Source organism: Marinococcus tarijensis, from assembly GCF_054971385.1.
Genome location: NZ_JBQOJA010000014.1, coordinates 1 through 17,961 on the forward strand (window position 1 = coordinate 1; position 17,961 = coordinate 17,961).

At 45.7% G+C, this 17,961-nt stretch carries 22 protein-coding genes and 1 tRNA gene; 8 read left to right on the forward strand and 15 right to left on the reverse strand.

Features of this window, described 5'->3' with window-relative positions; genetic code table 11:
• Positions 1–181 precede the first annotated feature (181 nt).
• Positions 182–343: a hypothetical protein gene (locus ACTTK7_RS09360; protein WP_462867651.1), complete on the forward strand. Its 162-nt coding sequence runs from the start codon at positions 182–184 to the stop codon at positions 341–343.
• A gap of 423 nt (positions 344–766) precedes the next feature.
• Here ACTTK7_RS09360 and ACTTK7_RS09365 read toward each other — a convergent pair whose 3' ends face one another.
• Entirely contained in the window at positions 767–1,303 is a 537-nt protein-coding gene (locus ACTTK7_RS09365) for a YceI family protein (RefSeq protein WP_462867653.1), read from the reverse strand.
• Between the two features lie 245 nt (positions 1,304–1,548).
• Between ACTTK7_RS09365 and ACTTK7_RS09370 the strand changes: the two genes are divergently transcribed.
• Both ACTTK7_RS09370 and ACTTK7_RS09375 read left to right on the forward strand, forming a co-directional pair.
• Complete coding sequence (locus tag ACTTK7_RS09370) at positions 1,549–1,914, forward strand: cupredoxin domain-containing protein (protein WP_462867655.1); 366 nt, start codon at positions 1,549–1,551, stop codon at positions 1,912–1,914.
• A gap of 618 nt (positions 1,915–2,532) precedes the next feature.
• Positions 2,533–3,303 carry an SDR family NAD(P)-dependent oxidoreductase gene (locus ACTTK7_RS09375; protein ID WP_462867657.1) on the forward strand — a complete coding sequence of 257 codons (771 nt, stop codon included), beginning with the start codon at positions 2,533–2,535 and terminating at the stop codon, positions 3,301–3,303.
• Between the two features lie 102 nt (positions 3,304–3,405).
• Here the strand turns inward: ACTTK7_RS09375 and ACTTK7_RS09380 are convergent, their stop codons facing one another.
• Together ACTTK7_RS09380 and ACTTK7_RS09385 are read right to left on the reverse strand one after the other, a co-directional pair.
• Complete coding sequence (locus ACTTK7_RS09380; protein WP_462867659.1) at positions 3,406–3,624, reverse strand: hypothetical protein; 219 nt, start codon at positions 3,622–3,624, stop codon at positions 3,406–3,408.
• Positions 3,625–3,682: 58 nt separating this feature from the next.
• Positions 3,683–4,057 (reverse strand): PilZ domain-containing protein, encoded by a 375-nt coding sequence (locus tag ACTTK7_RS09385; protein WP_462867661.1) that lies wholly within the window; start codon positions 4,055–4,057, stop codon positions 3,683–3,685.
• 386 nt (positions 4,058–4,443) lie between these two features.
• On the opposite strand from ACTTK7_RS09385, the gene ACTTK7_RS09390 reads away from it, so the two are divergent.
• From ACTTK7_RS09390 to ACTTK7_RS09400, 3 genes are all read left to right on the forward strand, one after another.
• Positions 4,444–5,226, forward strand: a complete 783-nt coding sequence (locus ACTTK7_RS09390; RefSeq protein WP_462867663.1) for a TerC family protein — start codon at positions 4,444–4,446, stop codon at positions 5,224–5,226.
• 178 nt (positions 5,227–5,404) lie between these two features.
• Positions 5,405–6,190, forward strand: coding sequence for an alpha/beta fold hydrolase (locus ACTTK7_RS09395; protein ID WP_462867665.1), 786 nt, complete (start codon positions 5,405–5,407; stop codon positions 6,188–6,190).
• 188 nt (positions 6,191–6,378) lie between these two features.
• Positions 6,379–6,963, forward strand: coding sequence for a hypothetical protein (locus ACTTK7_RS09400; RefSeq protein WP_462867667.1), 585 nt, complete (start codon positions 6,379–6,381; stop codon positions 6,961–6,963).
• Positions 6,964–7,061: 98 nt separating this feature from the next.
• Here the strand turns inward: ACTTK7_RS09400 and ACTTK7_RS09405 are convergent, their stop codons facing one another.
• The 7 genes from ACTTK7_RS09405 to ACTTK7_RS09435 all read right to left on the reverse strand — a co-directional run bounded on the left by ACTTK7_RS09405 (position 7,062) and on the right by ACTTK7_RS09435 (position 13,967).
• Positions 7,062–7,904 (reverse strand): phytoene/squalene synthase family protein, encoded by an 843-nt coding sequence (locus tag ACTTK7_RS09405; RefSeq protein ID WP_462867669.1) that lies wholly within the window; start codon positions 7,902–7,904, stop codon positions 7,062–7,064.
• Positions 7,905–7,968: 64 nt separating this feature from the next.
• Positions 7,969–9,417: a phytoene desaturase family protein gene (locus tag ACTTK7_RS09410; protein ID WP_462867671.1), complete on the reverse strand. Its 1,449-nt coding sequence runs from the start codon at positions 9,415–9,417 to the stop codon at positions 7,969–7,971.
• Positions 9,414–10,910, reverse strand: coding sequence for a phytoene desaturase family protein (locus tag ACTTK7_RS09415; protein ID WP_462867673.1), 1,497 nt, complete (start codon positions 10,908–10,910; stop codon positions 9,414–9,416). Before ACTTK7_RS09415 ends, ACTTK7_RS09410 begins: the two co-directional genes overlap by 4 nt.
• Before the next feature lie 143 nt (positions 10,911–11,053).
• Complete coding sequence (locus ACTTK7_RS09420) at positions 11,054–11,908, reverse strand: fructosamine kinase family protein (protein WP_462867675.1); 855 nt, start codon at positions 11,906–11,908, stop codon at positions 11,054–11,056.
• Complete coding sequence (locus ACTTK7_RS09425) at positions 11,908–12,375, reverse strand: low molecular weight protein-tyrosine-phosphatase (protein WP_462867677.1); 468 nt, start codon at positions 12,373–12,375, stop codon at positions 11,908–11,910. The genes ACTTK7_RS09420 and ACTTK7_RS09425 overlap by 1 nt, the downstream gene beginning before the upstream one ends.
• 12 nt (positions 12,376–12,387) lie before the next feature.
• On the reverse strand, positions 12,388–12,825 hold the full coding sequence (locus ACTTK7_RS09430) for a YaaR family protein (RefSeq protein ID WP_462867679.1): 438 nt from the start codon (positions 12,823–12,825) through the stop codon (positions 12,388–12,390).
• Between the two features lie 17 nt (positions 12,826–12,842).
• The gene (locus tag ACTTK7_RS09435; protein ID WP_462867681.1) at positions 12,843–13,967 is read right to left on the reverse strand and encodes a M20/M25/M40 family metallo-hydrolase; all 1,125 of its coding nucleotides are present in this window, start codon (positions 13,965–13,967) and stop codon (positions 12,843–12,845) included.
• A 102-nt stretch (positions 13,968–14,069) separates the two neighbouring features.
• On the opposite strand from ACTTK7_RS09435, the gene prli42 reads away from it, so the two are divergent.
• The gene (gene prli42, locus ACTTK7_RS09440) at positions 14,070–14,150 is read left to right on the forward strand and encodes a stressosome-associated protein Prli42 (protein WP_156847924.1); all 81 of its coding nucleotides are present in this window, start codon (positions 14,070–14,072) and stop codon (positions 14,148–14,150) included.
• Between the two features lie 71 nt (positions 14,151–14,221).
• Here the strand turns inward: prli42 and ACTTK7_RS09445 are convergent, their stop codons facing one another.
• The 3 genes from ACTTK7_RS09445 to ACTTK7_RS09455 form a co-directional block, all read right to left on the reverse strand.
• Entirely contained in the window at positions 14,222–15,238 is a 1,017-nt protein-coding gene (locus ACTTK7_RS09445; RefSeq protein ID WP_462867683.1) for an aromatic acid exporter family protein, read from the reverse strand.
• A gap of 171 nt (positions 15,239–15,409) precedes the next feature.
• Positions 15,410–15,484, reverse strand: a tRNA-Arg gene (locus ACTTK7_RS09450).
• Between the two features lie 73 nt (positions 15,485–15,557).
• The gene (locus ACTTK7_RS09455; protein ID WP_462867685.1) at positions 15,558–15,920 is read right to left on the reverse strand and encodes a hypothetical protein; all 363 of its coding nucleotides are present in this window, start codon (positions 15,918–15,920) and stop codon (positions 15,558–15,560) included.
• A 169-nt stretch (positions 15,921–16,089) separates the two neighbouring features.
• Between ACTTK7_RS09455 and ACTTK7_RS09460 the strand changes: the two genes are divergently transcribed.
• On the forward strand, positions 16,090–16,326 hold the full coding sequence (locus ACTTK7_RS09460; RefSeq protein WP_462867687.1) for a hypothetical protein: 237 nt from the start codon (positions 16,090–16,092) through the stop codon (positions 16,324–16,326).
• Positions 16,327–16,393: 67 nt separating this feature from the next.
• On the opposite strand, the gene ACTTK7_RS09465 is transcribed toward ACTTK7_RS09460, so the two are convergent.
• Positions 16,394–16,822: a BrxA/BrxB family bacilliredoxin gene (locus ACTTK7_RS09465; RefSeq protein ID WP_022793566.1), complete on the reverse strand. Its 429-nt coding sequence runs from the start codon at positions 16,820–16,822 to the stop codon at positions 16,394–16,396.
• A gap of 80 nt (positions 16,823–16,902) precedes the next feature.
• A complete protein-coding gene (locus ACTTK7_RS09470; RefSeq protein ID WP_462867689.1) occupies positions 16,903–17,889 on the reverse strand; it encodes a metal ABC transporter solute-binding protein, Zn/Mn family in 987 nt (328 codons plus the stop codon).
• Positions 17,890–17,961: the final 72 nt, after the last annotated feature.

Genomic DNA, 17,961 nt, shown 5'->3' on the forward strand with positions numbered 1-17,961 from the left:
ATCTCAGCCTGCGGATTCGCCTGGAAACCGGAAACCATCGACGACAACTCGTCAAGTCCATATTTTGGTGAAGAGCCATTTTTAAACATATAAACCATATATCATCTATAGACCTATTGTAAAAGCCGTAAAAATCCAACATACTGACTTTAGCGATAACTATTAGAAAGAGGGGCTTGAAATGAAAAAGAAAAATAGTACAGACTGTCCAAAAGTATTGGCTGAGCTGGATGAAAAACAAGCGCGTCTCGATAAGTACCGGAAAGACATACGGGAAGGCAATAACAAAGATGTGAAAGACCTTGAAGATTTAAACAGACCTTTCGAAAACCAAAAGAATTAAATTAAATTTTATATACCACGCTGATCCATCGTTTTAAAATAAAGAAGCATTTTATTGCTACAGCTTTTCATTAAAAAGAGCAGGGCCGCTTTTTCTGGGCAGAGCCTGCTCTTTTTGGTATTATTATCTTTATACGTCCTGCCTGTTTCCTTTATTGTATTTATTACTGACCGCGCTTTACAGCGTTATCCACATTTCCTTTCGAAAGGAGAAAGCAACGTTATGTGGCATTTTATCAAATTGTATTTTGGACTCGCCGTCGGGCTCGCAGTATTTTTTGCTCTTGTGCTGTTAGCTTCCGGTGCTTACGGATAAGTTCTCTCTTTCAATAGAGGGATAATGGTTTTCTCACAGGAAAAGGCCTTTTAGAAATCTCCAAAGGAGCTCTAAAAGGCCTTTTTTAAACGATACTGTGTGTAAGCTTTAGTCCTGTTTATGCAGCTCGAGCTCAATATTAATTCTCACATCTTCGCCAACGAGCACTCCGCCTGTTTCAAGCGTGGCATTCCATGTTAAACCAAATTCTTTGCGGTTGATGGTGGTCTGACCACTGAATCCAGCTACTATATTTCCGCTCATCGGATCTTTGCTCTGTCCCTCGTACGTAACATCAACGGTAACTTCTTTGGTTGTACCTTTAATCGTAAGATCTCCGGTCACGTCATATTCACTTTCTCCCGTTTTTTTAACCTCTTTGCCTACAAACTTCATGTTGGGATAGTTTTCGACGTCAAAAAAATCTTCTGAGCGTAAATGACCGTCACGGTTTTCATCGCTTGTATTAATGCTCGCCACATCGATTACCACTTCGATTTCCGCATCTGTTAAATCTTCCACATCCACCTTTAACGTTGCATCAAATTGATCAAATGTTCCCTTCGCTTTTGAAATCATCATGTGCTTTACCGAAAAGCCAATTTCACTGTGGACAGGGTCAACGGACCAGACTGTTTTTGCCATAAGTAACTCCTCCTAAAAATTCATTCGGTTGAATCAATGAAGCTACAACTATTATAAAGGTATCAAGTCTTTAAATCTACTTTTCTGTATTGAAAATAACAAAAATTCCGTCATTTCCAAATGATTTCTTTTAAACTGTAAGTCTGTTTTTGTTTTTACCTGTCATTATGTTTTACACTAAGTGTGCATCCGATGGTATGCTTTTTTGTATCACCTCATATACTATATTGAGAGGAGATTTTACTGTGAAATTTTCTGTGTCAGCACTTTTTCTTGCCTTAGTTGTTTTTCTTTCCGGCTGCGGCAGTGATGAAGGTAACGAATCCGAAAGCACCAGTGAAAACGCTGATGCTCAAACAATGGATGTTACCGCTACTGACTTTGAATTCGATAAGGAGGAGTATACAGTTAATGCCGGGGAGCCTGTGAACGTCAGCTTAACGAGTCAGGAAGGCGGACACGGGCTTGCTATCGATGGCTTTGATGTTGACATTCAGGGGGAAGGAGAAACCACGTTCACCCCGGAGGAGCCCGGGGAGTATAACATCTACTGCAGTGTGCCATGCGGGGAGGGGCATGCAGGCATGACCGCTACCCTAATTGTTCAATAGGCCCTGGAGCTTTTCGGCCTGTTTTTATTTTCTCTTCGGAGCAAAAAGCCGCCGCGCCTTTATTCAGGCGCGACGGCTAAAATTTTAATTTTGATTACTCTTTAATTGGAAGCGGCGCTTCAGTGGAAACCAGTTTTTCTTTACGCAACTCCTGCCAGAAGGCTGCAGGAATATCAGCATTTAATGCGTGGTTAGTCTTATGCATCTTATCGATAAAAAACTCACACTCTTACCAATGCTCGCTTTATTTTAGTTACCTTTCAAACCAGAATTTAAACATCAGCTTCTGACCGAATGTTACCTGCCTCCCACCAGCCCTCTTTCAGGCAAAACTGCTTATTTAATAATTGGGTACACCGTTCTTTAGCCGATACTATTATTAATACGACATCATTAAAAATCAAAAGTCACGGTAATACTGCTGCGCGCAGTGACTACCAAGCATTGATTTTCCAAGCATGTGCCAGTTACATGCTTTTTTTGTTTATACGAATGACCTGCCTTCAAATACAGAGAAAGCCGGTAAGTCTTTATCTCGGTTTTACATCTTTAGACTGAGGGGAAAACGATAAAAGGATCATTTTATAAAATAAATCCTTATATGAAAGGGGTTTTTTCATGAAAAGACTGGAAGGGTATACGTCGATAATAACTGGAGGAGCTGGAGGCATCGGCAAGGCTGCTGCTAAGAGGTTTCTTCAGGAAGGCGCCAATGTGATGCTCGTTGATATGAATCAGGAAGCTTTGGACAGTGCTAAAGCTGAACTCGATGAGTACGAGCCAGTAGAAACAACGATGGCCGATGTGACCAATGAAGACGATGTTAAAAATTACGTGGACCAGACTGTGCACCAGTTTGGCACGTTAGATGTATTTTTTAACAACGCAGGTATCGAAGGCAGAGTAGCTCCTATTCCGGAACAGACTACAGAGGATTTTATGAAGGTGATGAACGTCAACGTACTGGGCAGCTTTCTCGGTTTAAAATATGTCATGCCAGTTATGGCGAAACAAAACAGCGGCAGCATTATTAACACTTCTTCTGTGGCTGGTTTGATGGGTACGCCGGGCGTTAGTCCATACATTACCTCTAAACACGGAGTGGTCGGCCTGACCAAAACGGCGGCTCTCGAAGTCGCAGATTCCAATGTGCGCGTGAACTCTATTCATCCATCGCCGCCAAATACCCGAATGATGCGTTCACTTGAAAAAGGATTCAACCCGGATGATGCTGAATCCGCACGAACCGAACAGGAGCAGGCCATCCCAATGAACCGCTACGGAGAATCTGAAGACATTGCAAATCTCGCTTTGTTCCTTGCCTCTGACGAATCAAGCTTTATCAGTGGCTCCCAGTATCGTATTGACGGTGGCATGGCGGCCCAGTAAAAAACAGGACCCACGGGCCACAGATCCTCCGGCAGAAGGCTGGAGGATCTGTTTATATTAAAAGGCTATCCTGATATTTTTCTCTTCCCAAGGGGGCTTAGGTTACACGTTGATAAATCGGTTGCCCTTTTCTGTAACTGCCGGGTCCACATATTCGACCTTTTCTTCGTCGTCTGTTACTTTTTCTGCTTCGAGCATCGCTTCTTTGATCAAGTAATCAAAATGAGCCTCTTCATTGGCATCATCCGGGGTAATAGTTCCCTCTTCTTTAGCAGCAATACGGGCAATCAGCAGCAGCTCTTTTAATAGATCGTTATCCATACAAACCCCTCTCTTCTATCTACATGCTGAGTTAATAGTAACTTTCAGCGCCGTCGTCTTAACTTCCACGTTCTTTTTGTTCGAGGTTCAATTGATGAACCGTGCGCACCAGGTCATTTTTTTGGTCATTGGCTTTATCCGGAAAAAAGACGCCGTACATGAAGCCGTCGCTTTGCTTTTCCTTTCTTTTTATATGGCCATGGAGGATGAAGCTTTTATGGAGCGAACGAAAGGAAAAAGTCAAAAGCACACGGTCTGTAACTGGCAGATTCAAGCGGGAAAAAACCCGCAGGCCTCCCCCGGAAAGATCATAGATAACCATGTCTCCTTCTGCACTGTTTACGATCGTACTGTCCATACGGTAAATGAAAAAGGTTCCGTGCAGTGGCTGATTTTTGAAGTAGTAGCGTAGGTTTTTTCTTGAATCCGGCATACCTTTCTCCTTTTATATTCCGTGGAATAAGTGCTTTATCCATAGTATATAGTCTCTGCCAGTGGATTTCAAAACCGTTTATGCACCAGCCGCACGGGATTTTCAATGCTTTTTAATCTTCCTTCTTATATTCAGCAAATAACGATTGACTTTACCTGCCTTCCAGAATATGATTAACATAGAATAAAAGGGGAGTAGCTTTTCAGCATCTGCATCGTCATGACGGGCCTTGACGCCCCGGTGCTGATGGTAGTTATCCGACTATAAGCGAGACCTTTTCTTCTCCGCAGCACTTTCGGGGAGGAAAGGGTTTTTTTGTGCCTTTTCCTTCGAATCATTCAGGGAAAAGGCTTTTTTCATGCCTTTCCCTAAAGGAGAGAAAAGAAATGGATGTAGGTTTATTAATGGAGTACAGCTGGGTTCTGGTAATACTGGTCCTGCTTGAGGGCGTGTTAGCAGCCGATAACGCGATGGTATTAGCGGTAATGGTTAAGGACCTGCCTGAAAAACAGAGGAAAAAAGCTTTGTTTTATGGTTTGTTTGGTGCTTTTCTTTTCCGCTTTGGATCACTGTTTATCATCAGTTTTCTGGCTGGTGTGTGGCAGGTCCAGGCGATCGGAGCGGCGTATCTTCTCTACATCGCCATTAATCATATCATCAGACACATGGTCCGCCACCGCCAGCATCAAAACGAGGCTGCTGCTGCACAGGAAACGAAATCGCCCGGCTTCTGGAAAACTGTGTTCAAGGTAGAGCTTGCAGATATTGCGTTTGCCGTCGATTCTATTCTTGCAGGTGTTGCCCTGGCTATTACTCTTCCTGCTTCTGGCCTTCCGGCAATTGGCGGTTTAGACGGAGGTATTTTCGCAGTGATTTTATTCGGCGGATTGATTGGGGTAGTCATTATGCGTTTTGCTGCCAGTAAATTTGTTACCCTGCTGGAAAAACGTCCAGGTCTTGAAATAACTGCCTTCGTGATCGTCGGCTGGGTGGGTGTAAAACTTGCTGTTTATGCACTGAGCCACCCTTCCCCGCATATCATTCCGGAAGCATTTTCCCATTCACCGCTGTGGAAGGCCTCCTTCTATATTGTCCTCGTTGTGATTGCGGCCAGCGGATGGTTTTTATCCAGCCCGAAAGCAGAAGATGAAGCCGCCAAAGGACGTTAATGACTATCACAGGAGCAGACTTGTATATGAAATCAGGCACCTTTAAGCTTTCATCTGCTTAAGGGTGCTTTTTCACGGCACTTTCACGCTTTGAAGTTTATTAATATAGATTGAAGGTAAAGAAGAATTAGGATGAAAATTTAATGTTAAGGCTGACGAAAGCCGAAGGAGTCTGCTTATGCCATATTTCACTTCAGACGATACCTCACTATATTATGAACAGCGCGGCCGGGGTCCCGTGCTATTATTTATTTCTCCTCCCGGGCTCGGCTGTGCGGCCTTTGAGCAGCAGCACCCTCTTGAAGACCAGTTTAAGGTAGTTACCTTCGATCCCCGGGGAAACGGCAGAAGCGAATGCGGGGAAACGGCCGACGGGACCATCCGCCAGTGGGCGGAGGATATGTACGCCCTGGTCTCTCATCTTGGGGCCCAGGAGGTTATTCTCTGCGGCTATTCCTTTGGCGGGCTGCCCGCCCAGGAATTTGCTTACCGGTATCCTGAAAAAACAAAAGCACTCGTATTAATCAGCAGCTTTCCAAAGGTACGAACGTTCCTATTGGCCGGAAAATTCCGCCTCGGCATTTGGAGTACGTATGAACACCTACTCGGCACTATTGGCAAAGGCCTGGCCTTTTCTCATACCAAAAAGCAGGACCAGCAGGCACGCATCGAAAAAAATATTGAAAACAGCGATCCCGGCGTGATGGAACAGATGTATTTGAACGGCAGATATTACGACAGTACAGGTCTTCTCCCTCATATCACCTGCCCAGTCCTTACGATATTTGGCAGCAACGATGTGTTTGTAAAGAAACATCAGCACGACTTTAAATCGCATCTCCCCCATATGCATAATGTTCACATTCAGGGTAAAGCGCACCAGCTGCCTACCAGAGCTGCAGCTGAATTGAACGCTATCATTAGAAATTTCGCTAAAAATGATGTTTATGGCAACCTTCAATAGAAGGTTTACTAAAGAAGCATAAAGGATATATGCCTATAGCTAAAACTTACTTTGCATCATAAGCACGGTGGTAATGGTTGGACACGAAGCTAACCCATGAGCCAGCAAAAGAAAGCTTTTTCTTTGCTGACTTTTTTTATTTCCCAAACCGTTATTTCCGTATGATAAAACTAAAAGGAGTAGATACAATGAGTAATACATCAAACAGCAAGAAACTGTCCATGGTTGCACTTTCAGCCGCTGCTATCGGGGGAGGCGTCTACTGGTACACAAGACGAACCGGAAGCAGCAGTGAAAGCAGCAGCGAGGGAATCAGGGACAAAGTAAATAAAGCAAATCAGGAAGTTGACACAGAAGAGCTGAAAAGCCGCTTCCAGCGCACAGTAGAGCTTGCCAGGCAGGCGACGACCCAGCTGCAGGAGATTTACAATGATTATGGCAAGGACATTATTGAGCAGATTCAGCAGGTGAAAAAGGATTCCGAAGGCGTAGTGTCCACAGCTAAAGAAGCCGGGGACGAGCTGAAGGATGTAGCCGACACAGCTAAAGAAGCTGAGCAGGAGCTTGAAGGAGTGAAGGATCAGGCAAAACAGGGAGCTGAACAGGTTGCTTCTTCCGGTAATTCCGGCACCTCTTCCTCTGAAGGCAGCGCCAACCAAAATATCCAAAATTCTCCGGAAGAAGAGATAAAAAGAAAAGACAACCAGGCAGACATTGAACCACAGGAAGAAGGAAAAAACCAGCGGGACCCAAACAGCAAAGACACTAACTAAGCCTCGCCCGAGGAAGAAAGCGATGATACCTCTAAAAAGAGTTAAACCACCGGAATGGCCCCGGTGGTTTAATTTATCTTCTGCTCATATTGGCATTGTTACGAGGACAGCCTTTTTAAAATACTCCATTTGTCCCGTTTGGACACGTAGGCCCGCTCCTTAAATACCTGGTAATTATTTTTCCGTACCGATTCTAAAATGGCCTGATACATGTAAGCAGCGCCTTTGACGGGATACCTTGCATCCCTCGGATACTGTTCAATAGATTCAAGTGCCTCTGCATAAAGATCCTCTGCACGTGCGGCAGTTTCTTCCCACGCCTGGACAAATGACGGATCAAGCCGGTGATCATAAAGATCCCTGTTGGTATAGCCGTGCTTTTCAAGTACTTTGACGGGAAAATAAATACGCCCCCGCTCCAGGTCTTCACCAACATCCCGGAGAATATTCGTCAACTGCATCGCTTTTCCAAGGGCAACTGCTCCTGGCTTGAGGTGTTCAAAACGCTCCGGGGATAGAATAGGCAGAAGCATCAGTCCTACAGTTCCTGCTACATAATAGGAATATCCTTCAACTTCTTCCAGTGTGTAATAAAAAATTTTTTCCAGATCCATATACTGGCCCTGGATCATGTCCAAAAAGGGCTGGACTTCCATATCGAAACGTTCGAAAGTATCCCTTAGTGCAATCCATTGGAGGGACGGCTGATAAAATGGATCACGCAGAAATTGATGAAACATTGTTTCAAATTCCTTTAATTCCTGTTCGGGGTTTTCTCCTTCATCCACAATATCATCGACCGTCCGGCAGAAAGCATAGACAGCCCAAACGCCCCGTCTTTTTTCAAGCGGCAGAATATCAAATGCCTTCGAAAAAGTTTTGCTGTGCATTGTAATAATACGATGGCACTCTTCGTACGCTTCTTCTAACGTTGATTTCATACTTCTCATCCCCTCTCCCGCGTTTCAGAAGCCAAGCGATGGCTGGTCCCCTGCCGGGTGTATATCAGAACATATTCTGCTTTCTCCCTGTCCCGAGGTGCTCTGCTAACAGTTTTGCTCCCTGCATGACAATTGGGACACCGCCACCGGGATGCGTAGAGGCACCTACCGCGTATACGTTGTTGTATGAAAACGGCTTAAACTGCGGCCGAAAGGCACCTGACTGGGCAAAGCTCGGAGCTATGCCAAAGCTGCCTCCTTCATACAGACCGTATCTGCCGGCGTCCTGGGGCGTCCGGACCTGCATCCACTGAATGGAAGAACGCAGGTGCGGGAATCCTTTGTTCTCCACCGTTTCTAAAACAGACTGAATAAACTCTTCCTGCGCCTCCCAGTCGACGTTATCTCCTGATGGCACGGGAACGAGCAGATACAGTACACTCTTGCCTTCCGGGGCGAGGGCAGAGTCTATTAAAGACGGGTGAAATGCATAAATACTCGGCTCTTCTGGCAATTCCCTCGTGTTAAAAACCTGCTTCATCTGGTGGTCAAAATTGCTGCCCATAAAAAACTGGTGTATAGAGGCCTTTGTATATATTTTGTCTAATCCTAAGTAAATTAGCAAGCATCCTGATGAAGAAGTGTATTTTTTTTGTGATTTATTTTCCACCAGCTGCTCTGCGGCCGGAAGCTCGCAATTGCAGATCAGCCGTTCTGCCGGCTCTACCCGCTTGTCCGTTTTCAGGGCGGTAAACGTCTCTCCCTTAGCCTGAATGCTTAATGCCGTCTCTTCAAACCGAAATAGCACTCCGCGACGATCAAGCTCTTCTTTAATTTTTTCGATCAGCGTTGCATATCCTCCGCGTATATACCAAATGCCGTGATACTGTTCACTAAAGGAAACCAGGGAGTAAATCCCGGGAGTAGTGGAAGGGTTGCCGCCAATGTAGAGTGTCTGCAGGGAATACGCGTCCCGGAGCCGGGGGTCTGTAAAGTAATCAGCCACCTGGGTTCTAACCGACTGATAAGCTTTCATCTGCCAAAGGGAGCGAATATTAGCTGCAGTGAAAAATTCCCGTTTTCGCATAAATGAGCGGGATAAAAAATCCCTTTCTCCCTGAAGGAAATTTTTCTTCATATCGCGCATGAATCTTTCAAAATTATCTTCTTCTCCCGGAAAAACCCGGGCCATTTCTTCTTTCTGTTTTTCAGGGTCACTCCATTTGTAAAATTCCGTCCCGTCGGCGAAAACTATCCGATACAATGGATCAATCCGCTCCATATCAAGCACTTCCGGATCCATCCCCGCTTCAGCAAGTATTGATTTAATTGTTTCGGGCAGCAGAACGATTGTCGGTCCTTCATCAACTTTAAATCCGTCCTGCTCTACCCATTTGATCCTTCCCCCTGCTTCTTTATCCTTTTCCACTATCGTTACTTCTTCACCCGCCTGCGTTCTGTAAAGAGCCGTCACAAGTCCGCCGATCCCGCTTCCAACGATAATATTTTTCATTGCGCACGCTCCCTGGCATATTTAGCCGTCAGTGCCTGGGCAGTAATACGGCCGGATACAATAATTGTCGGCAGTCCGCTGCCTGGATGCGTACCTCCGCCTACCAGCCAGCAGTTCCTGATATCTTCAAACTTATTATGCGGCCGGAAATACATCATTTGATTTAAGCGGTGGGACAGATTGAACACAGCCCCTTCATAAACGTTACTGTCGAGCTGCCAGTCAGTGGGTGTATAAATTTTTTCCACTTCAATATGATCCCGGAGGCCTTTAAACTGTGACCGGCTTTCCACCTGGTCAAGCACCAGGTCCCGGAAGCTGTCCTTGTTGCTTTCCCAGTCGATGCCGCTCTGATTGTTCGGCACCGGGGCAAGCATATAAATTGGTGACTTTCCTGCTGGTGCGAGCGTGTTATCGGTAACTGCCGGATTATGGATATAGATCGACGGATCGTCTGAAACAATTTTTTCATGAATCATTTCTTCTACATTCTTTTTATAATCATTGGAAAACACGATAGAATGGTGGGCCGCTTCAGGATAAGCAGCGTCCACGCCGGCGTAAAGCATAAACGCTGAGCAGGAATAGTCTTTATCAGCCACTTTTTCTTTTTTCCATTTTTTCAGCGGTTCATCGAACAATTCGGTAGCTGCGTAGGCAAAATCAGCATTCACTACCACTTCATCTGCTCCAAATACTTCCCCGTTTTCAAGCTCTACCCCTACGGCCTGCTGTTTTTTCGTGCGGATTCTTTTAACCGGCGTATTCAGATAAAGATGTCCGCCGTCTTCTTCAAATGCTTTAGCCATTGCTTTTGGTATTTGGTTCAATCCCCCGGTAGGGTGCACTATCCCGAATTCATGCTCCATGTAGGAAAGGATGCTGAAAGCTCCCGGGCAGTCCCACGGGGACATTCCTAAATATTTGGACTGAAAGGTAAAAGAAAGCTTCAGCCTCTCATCGGAAAAATACTGGCTCAGCACGTCGTACACAGACTTACCGAGTGCCAGGTGTGGAAGGGCTTTAAGCGTCCGGGGCTTCATATAATCCAGCAGTGATCCGTGTTCATGCTCAAGCACCGGCAAAAGCGCCTCCCATCGTTTACCCAGATCATGCATAAAGCGGTCATATCCCTTTTCATCCCCCGGAAACGAAGCCGCGATTCTTCGTTTCATTTCCTTTTTATCGGAAGTCGGTCGGAAGCTTGAATCTTCGAAAAATAATTCGTACATCGGATCCAGATAGTTCCACGAAATATAGTGGGCCAGATCCTTCCCGGTTGCTGCAAAGATTTCCTCTACAATATGAGGCATGCTTAAAAATGTCGGACCTTTATCAAAGCGGTATCCGTCTACATCTACGTGGGAGGTGCGTCCGCCTACTTTATCGTCTTTTTCGAATACACTTACCTGAAAACCCTGACTTTGCAGCAGCATGGCAGCGGTAAGTCCTCCGGGGCCCGCTCCAATTACTGCGATTCGCGTATCTCTCACTCCAAAAAGCCCCTCTCTGTTGAAACCTTATGTTCACGTCCAAAGTTTTATTCCCGTTTTTTTGCATTCTCAACCTGCCCCGGAGCCCAGGAAAATAGACATTATAAAAGCATAAAAAAGACCTTTCCAAAGAAAGGTCCCATTCAGCTGCTCCCGCTGTATAACGCAAGCACCCGGTCTACCTGCCCCCCGTACATTTCCCCGAACACATTTAAATGGACAAGCAAATAGTATAATTGATAAAGAGGCATCCGTTCTTCAAATTCAGCCTCCACCGGCTGAATAGTTTCATAAGCTTCATACGTTCGTTCCGAAAAGCCGCCAAACAGCCGGGTAAAGGCCAGGTCAAATTCGTAGTCTCCGTACCAGCAGGCAGGATCGATCAAATACGGGCGCCCCTGTTCTCCCGTGAGCCAATTGCCCGCCCAAAGATCTCCGTGCAGCTTAACCGGCTGCCGGTCGTCAGGGATCCATTCTCCGAGATGGTCCAGAATATAGCGAAGTCGGCGGGCCCGTTTTTCATTCAGTTTACCGAGGGATCTGGCGATTTCCATCTGCGGCTTGAGGCGGTGGTCTCTGACAAAACGCACCCAGCTTGTTTCCCAGGAATTTTCCTGTGGAAGCTCTCCGATGAAGTTATCCTCCTCCAGCCCGAAATAATGCCCGGAGGATTGATGGAGATTAGCAAGGTCAATCCCAAGCCATTCATCGGTACGGCTGTCTCCGCTCCCCTGAATAATATCCATAATAATAAATTTTTTCGACCAGTGCAGCACGTCAGGCACATGCACCGCTTCTGACTCACGCAGGAATTCAAGTCCACGTTTTTCCTGGCGGAAAAAATCATATGGTGCCTCTTCATGCCATTTCAGGAAATAGGAGCGCCGATTTGTATCCACCCGGTAGGCAGAGCTGATGCTTCCTCCGGAGAGAGCTGCTATATTGGTTACTTCTGCCAGTGGATCTACGTATCGTATTGCTTTTTGAATATGATCCATTATGCATTCTCCTGCTCTTTAATCCACTGTAGTAAATGAAGGGTACTCGTATTAACCAGTTCAAACACATGGCTGAAATTATTATCGAAATAAGGGTCGGGCACATCCTCACTCCGGCGCTCAGGGTGAAAATCCAGCAGTTTCCATACTTTTCCTTCTTTAGTGGAAACGTTAAAATCCTGAAGCATTTCAAGGTTCTGTTCATCCATAGCTACAATATAATCAGCTTCTTCTCCGGCATTCACCATCCGGGCCGTTCCCGGACTCGCAGAAATACCGTGCTGTTCAAGTACACCGATCGTTCCTTCATGCGGAGATGAGCCTGCATGCCAATCGCCAAGGCCGGCTGAGTCCACGCTGATTTTATTTCCCACTCCCGCTTCCTGCAGATGCTTTTGCAAAAGCGCTTCTGCCATTGGCGAACGGCAGATGTTTCCTAAACAGATGAATAAAACCTTTATACTCATAGATGCCCTCCTTTATCCGTAGAGATGTATAATCATGCCTTTTATTTCCCCGGCCATACCGAGAAGGGAGAGGGGTTCCTGTTCCTGCTGCAGCATCTGGTCTGTCATTTCCACTAATTTTTTATCAATCTTTTCAATCAGCTGATGGGTTTTGAGCCGTCCGTCGCTGCCAAACGACCTTTCTTCATGCAGATTCAATCCGTGGTCCTTGAGCTCTGTAATAATTTCTCTTACAAGGCGTTTATACTCTTTTAACTCCGGAATGGTCTGGTGCTCCATCAAACGCCTGCCCTGCTGATCGAGCTGTTCGAGCATGATACCCATCTGCCGGTTGAATGTTTTGGACTGTTCGGTCTGCATCATTTCCGAGAACGGATTCTTTTCGGCTTTTCTCTCCTTCACACTGGGGAGCGGCGATTTAATATTTCCCTGAAGACGATGAATATCCACGCGTATATTGTCCTCCTTTACGCTTCTTCTGCCGGCCCGGTTACAATGGCCGCCATAAACGCCGGTACTTTCACAAATTCTTTTATAAGCAGCCGTTCTTCCGTAGTGTGGATATTTTCATACCCGACGCCCAGATTGATGGTAGGTATGCCGTAGCCGGAAATCACGTTGGCATCGCTGCCGCCTCCGCTCTGGACAGTTTTCGGCTCCACATCGAGCCGGTTAGCGGCCTGCACAGCACGCTGCACCACGTCATCTGATTCAGCCAATACGTATCCTTCATACATTGGCTGTATGTCAATAGATGCCTCGGCACCCATTTCTTCCGCTGCTTCTTCGAAAGCCTCGCGCATCGCAGCTATTTGTCTGCTCAGCTTATCCGGTTTAAAGGAGCGTGCTTCAGCAGAAATCACGACTTCATCACATACGACATTTGTCTGAGTACCTCCGGCAAAGCTTCCAATGTTGGCTGTTGTTTCTTCATCGATTCGTCCGAGCGGCATCTTAGTCACTGCTTTAGAAGCAACGCTGATGGCTGAAATGCCTTTTTCAGGCTCCACACCTGCGTGCGCTTTCTTACCGTAAATAGTCGCGTGCATTTTCGTTTGATACGGTGCTGAAGTAACGAGCGTGCCTACTGGTCCGTCACTATCAAGCGCATATCCCATATCGGCGTGCACAAGTCCGGTATCAAGATGCTTTGCGCCCACAAGGCCGGACTCTTCCCCGACTGTGATGACAAACTGAATATCACCATAAGGATCGTCTTCTTCCTGAAGTACTTTTACCATTTCAAGCATCGCCGCAATTCCTGCTTTATCATCAGCTCCGAGAATCGTTTCCCCGCCTGAAACGATATATTCATCCTGCACTTCGGGTTCAATACCTTTCCCCGGTTCGACTGTATCCATGTGGGAGGTGAAATAAATTACCGGCTTTGTACTGTCTGTTCCTTTTAACGTACAAACCAGATTTCCTGCTCCGTGCCCGGTCAGGGCCTTGGCATTGTCTTCTTTTGTTTCGAGGCCAAGCTCCTGGAATTTGCGTTTGATGACATCCGCGATTTTGGCTTCATGCTTCGTTTCCGAGTCTATCTGCACCAGTTCGATAAATTCCTGTATTAAACGTTCCTGATTTGCCATCACTATTATAACTCCTTTGCGGGTTGCTTAGGTTTATTATATATTTTTTTGCCTGCTGTGTTATAATTTGAGCATCAGTTTCTATTGAAAGCGGGGGTTAGAATGCAGAAAGTCATTATTTACATTATGATCTTTGCGCTTGTCGGCAGCAGCCTGTTAATGGGCGGAGCGGTGATGTTTTAAATAAACGCCTATCCTTGTGTGTATCGGATAAAGCAGAACTTGCGGGTTTTCATACCCACTTGTTCTGCTTTTTATTTGTTTCTGCGTGCCATCTGTCTGTTTAATCGTTTGCCCGATATTGTATGGGTACGCTTCGGGTCGGGCTTAAACATTTTTTTAATGAGCAGGTATTCTTCAATTTCATACAAAATATAAAACAGAGATGAACGTATTTCGAATTCATGCCTTGTTTTAGGCAGCTCCATCTGCTGAATTTCATACTTCATTTCGTCAAGACGGTATAAAAAATAGCCGGCAGTATTACCCGGGGAGACAGCGTCGCTTAATTCATCCATATAATCAGCCATTTTATGGCCCTGAGGCACTGACTGATCAATCGAAGAAATAAACGGCAGGATACTTTCGAGTACCGAGAACTGTTTTTCCCTCATACGGAAATAGTGATAAAAGTAGTCGTCATCCCGGAGGAAATGATTGTCTATATCCCTCAGGGCTTTTCCTTTAGCTTCATCAATAATCTTCGCTGCATCCGAAAATTCTGCCCCGTCCCAGATATTATCTCCAAAACGAAGGTAGTTTGCGTATTCCTCCCAAATTTTGCGAAAAGCGTCTTCAAGGCTTAATTGGTCCTGGGCCAGGCTTTTTTCACTGCTCGGCATATAAAGGTTCATAATTAAAGCTACCCCAATGCCGATAAAAATAATCGCGAGCTCGTTCATCCAAATACCTGCGCTCACCTGTTCCTCTGTATAAAGGTGCAGGACGATAACACTGCTTGTGACGATACCCCGGGCAGCGTTCGCTGCTACGCTGAGTGGAATGCTGATGAGAAAAAGCGCAGCGATGGCCACCGGATTATAGCCTATCAGTTCAAAGAATACACTCGCGACCCCGAGTCCGATCACACAGGAAACGAGTCGTTCAATGCTGACAGTCAGGGAGCCTCTTTTAGTCGTTGTAATACAAAGAATGGTAATGACACCTGCTGATATGTAATAATCCAGCTGCAGCAGCTGGGCAATGTATACGGATATAGCCGTGCCTACTGCTGTTTTCAGCGTCCGATATCCAATTCGGAATCTCCCCATCTAAAAAACCTCTCAGTTTATTCATTCGTTCTTTTATTATATCGTAAACACAGGCAGAGGGAAACTGACTGGCGCCTTTCATCCCGGCAGCGCCCTTTTCTGCATTTGTACCAGCCTAAAAAACAAATAAAAAAGCAAAGGAATAGCTCCTTTGCTTACACATTTATTCATTGGTGCGCCTACCAGGACTCGAACCTGGAATGCGAGAACCGGAATCTCGAGTGATATCCCTTTCACCATAGGCGCTTTTGTCATATGTTTTAACAAGACAATGAATACTATACCAATGAACGAATATGAAAGTCAACCCATTTTTTAATTACGCTTCCCCGGGAGGCCCTTCGAGCATTTTTTCAAACTGTTCGTTGATATCCTCTTCACTGTATCCTGCTTCCTTGAGGCGTTTTGTGAAATGCTGGGAATAGACCTTCGAACGTTCCTGCATCTTCCCGAACTTCTTGGACTCCTGCTTTTTTTTCGTCCGCTTCTCCCTGTCCTCCGCGTTGGACATGATGCTTTCGGTAATAAACAGGGCTTTCCACACCTGCTCCTCTTCATAGCCGGAGGCATTTGCATCAAGTTCATTGATGACGTTTTGGTAGTAGTCGCGGAACTCCTCGTACGAAATCTCTTCGTCCATGTTTAAATATTCCTGAATTTTTTCATAATGCGTCTGGATCATCTGTCTCCGCCCTTTTTATTTATGTATTCCGAAACAGTATACCATGAATATAAAGCTGAACGTCAAGCCACTCCCCTGTCTTTTCTTAATTTTGCAATTGACGTTTAAATCAAAAGCAGAGGGGGGAACAAACCTTAATAGATCTTATACGAAGAAAGAGGGATAGCATATGGCAGAAGTAACATTTAAAGCTAATGTAGGAGAACCACAGACGACGATCGCTTCCAACGGTAAAACGCTTTGGTACAGCGTGACAAAGGAAGATGGCCCTTCATCAAAAAGTAATGACTTCCGGGTAGGGTTTGAAACTTCCCAGGAATTCGAGCCGAAAACGAGCGAAATTGTTTTTCCGGATGTTGATACTACTGTAGAGCAGGACGGCAATATCTATCATTTGGAAAAATAAATCCAATGAGCTTCTTCTTCAGGAAGGAGCTCTTTTTTTACAAAAAAAGCGCCCCGGAGGGCACTTTTTATTTTGTGCAGTATTGATCGAAAGCTTCTTCGAGTTTTTGAACAACCTGAATCGGCTCATGGCCTTCAATTTCATGACGTTCAACCATGCGCACCAATTCTCCGTCTTTTAAGAGCCCAAACGATGGAGACGATGGCGGGAACCCTGTAAAGTAAGAACGGGCCTGCTCGGTCGCTTCTTTATCCTGACCTGCGAATACGGTCACAAGCCGGTCCGGCTTCGTGTCATAATTCGTCATATAAGCTGCCGCTGGACGGGCAATGCCTCCAGCACAGCCGCATACGGAGTTCACCATTACAAGTGTTGTGCCTTCCTTGTTCAACACTTCATCAACTTCTTCCGGGGTACGAAGAGACTGGTAGCCCGCTTCTTCGATTTCATCTCGGGAAGCTTGTACTATATCATTGACGTAAAAATCAAAATTCATTAAAATCCTTCCTTTCCTTCACCGAATACCTATATTGTAGCGGATAAGAACAGGAAATCACAAGTGAGAAGCTTGAAAAGTTATTCGTTCAATGCTTTTTCAAGGTTATCGATATTTTCATTCATCAATGAAACGTAGCTCGCGCCATCAGCAATCTCTTCCTCGCTGGCTGATTCAAGATTATTCAGCGTATACACTTCTGCTCCGATTTCCTCCTGAAGAACATCTGTCGTGTCAGAGGGGATGTTTTCTTCCACCATAATGGCGTTCAGGTCATTTTTTTCTGCTGTGTCGATGATATCATTGATTTCCTGGGTGGAAGGTTCACTCTGGGCGTTTACACCGTTAACAGCAATTTCTTCCAAACCGTATCGTTCTTCCCAGTACCCGTATGCTGCATGGGAAACAATAAATTGATTTTTACTGCTTTCATCCACAAGAGTCTGGAACCGCTCATCTAATTCGTCGATCTCCGCCGACAGTTCTTCATAATTATTTTCATAGGCCTGCTCATTATCCGGATCCGCCTCTACCAGCTGGTCTTTAATCACGCCGGCTGCTTCTTTCGCCTGAACTGGGTCGATCCATACGTGAGGATCCGTACCGCCATGGTCGTGCTCTTCCCCGCTGTGACTTTCTTCGGCATGCTCAGCATGTTCTTCTTCAGATTCGCCCTCCTCATGATCGTGGGCTTCTTCTCCGCCTGCAGCCTCTGCCACCCTGGCTATCTGTACGTCCTGGTTGCCGATCGTGCTCTCCACTTCGTCAGCAAACCCTTCCATCCCGTTTCCGGTCATAACAAACATATCTCCTTCTGCAATGTTTGTTAGTGTCTGCGGCGTTGGGTCATATGTATGCGCATCCGACCCTGCCGGTACGACGTTTTCTACATTCACATGATCGCCGCCGATCTGTTTTGTGAAGTCCTCCCAGGCAAAAAGTGTGGTATACACTTCGAGCTTTTCCTCACTTTCGGTTCCCTGTTCGTCCTGGCTGTCTGCCGATCCGCAAGCACTTAAAGAAGCAAAGACTGCCCCGGCTGCCCCTAAAATAAATAGTTTTTTCATCATTGCACCTCTTTATCGTAATGATTACGTTTTGTATGTACATTGATTTTAGCGCAAGGAAATCCGTTTGTA

Excerpts from the sequence above, each read along its gene's own strand:
- ACTTK7_RS09405 (WP_462867669.1), bottom strand. The coding sequence starts at position 7,904 with ATGAAATCAACGTTAGAAGAAGCGTACGAAGAGTGCCATCGTATTATT.
- ACTTK7_RS09395 (WP_462867665.1), top strand. The coding sequence starts at position 5,405 with ATGCCATATTTCACTTCAGACGATACCTCACTATATTATGAACAGCGC.
- ACTTK7_RS09375 (WP_462867657.1), top strand. The coding sequence starts at position 2,533 with ATGAAAAGACTGGAAGGGTATACGTCGATAATAACTGGAGGAGCTGGA.
- ACTTK7_RS09410 (WP_462867671.1), bottom strand. The coding sequence starts at position 9,417 with ATGAAAAATATTATCGTTGGAAGCGGGATCGGCGGACTTGTGACGGCT.
- ACTTK7_RS09420 (WP_462867675.1), bottom strand. The coding sequence starts at position 11,908 with ATGGATCATATTCAAAAAGCAATACGATACGTAGATCCACTGGCAGAA.
- ACTTK7_RS09465 (WP_022793566.1), bottom strand. The coding sequence starts at position 16,822 with ATGAATTTTGATTTTTACGTCAATGATATAGTACAAGCTTCCCGAGAT.
- ACTTK7_RS09455 (WP_462867685.1), bottom strand. The coding sequence starts at position 15,920 with ATGATCCAGACGCATTATGAAAAAATTCAGGAATATTTAAACATGGAC.
- ACTTK7_RS09445 (WP_462867683.1), bottom strand. The coding sequence starts at position 15,238 with ATGGGGAGATTCCGAATTGGATATCGGACGCTGAAAACAGCAGTAGGC.
- ACTTK7_RS09390 (WP_462867663.1), top strand. The coding sequence starts at position 4,444 with ATGGATGTAGGTTTATTAATGGAGTACAGCTGGGTTCTGGTAATACTG.
- prli42 (WP_156847924.1), top strand. The coding sequence starts at position 14,070 with ATGCAGAAAGTCATTATTTACATTATGATCTTTGCGCTTGTCGGCAGC.
- ACTTK7_RS09385 (WP_462867661.1), bottom strand. The coding sequence starts at position 4,057 with ATGCCGGATTCAAGAAAAAACCTACGCTACTACTTCAAAAATCAGCCA.
- ACTTK7_RS09470 (WP_462867689.1), bottom strand. The coding sequence starts at position 17,889 with ATGAAAAAACTATTTATTTTAGGGGCAGCCGGGGCAGTCTTTGCTTCT.
- ACTTK7_RS09425 (WP_462867677.1), bottom strand. The coding sequence starts at position 12,375 with ATGAGTATAAAGGTTTTATTCATCTGTTTAGGAAACATCTGCCGTTCG.
- ACTTK7_RS09400 (WP_462867667.1), top strand. The coding sequence starts at position 6,379 with ATGAGTAATACATCAAACAGCAAGAAACTGTCCATGGTTGCACTTTCA.
- ACTTK7_RS09365 (WP_462867653.1), bottom strand. The coding sequence starts at position 1,303 with ATGGCAAAAACAGTCTGGTCCGTTGACCCTGTCCACAGTGAAATTGGC.
- ACTTK7_RS09360 (WP_462867651.1), top strand. The coding sequence starts at position 182 with ATGAAAAAGAAAAATAGTACAGACTGTCCAAAAGTATTGGCTGAGCTG.
- ACTTK7_RS09460 (WP_462867687.1), top strand. The coding sequence starts at position 16,090 with ATGGCAGAAGTAACATTTAAAGCTAATGTAGGAGAACCACAGACGACG.
- ACTTK7_RS09380 (WP_462867659.1), bottom strand. The coding sequence starts at position 3,624 with ATGGATAACGATCTATTAAAAGAGCTGCTGCTGATTGCCCGTATTGCT.
- ACTTK7_RS09435 (WP_462867681.1), bottom strand. The coding sequence starts at position 13,967 with ATGGCAAATCAGGAACGTTTAATACAGGAATTTATCGAACTGGTGCAG.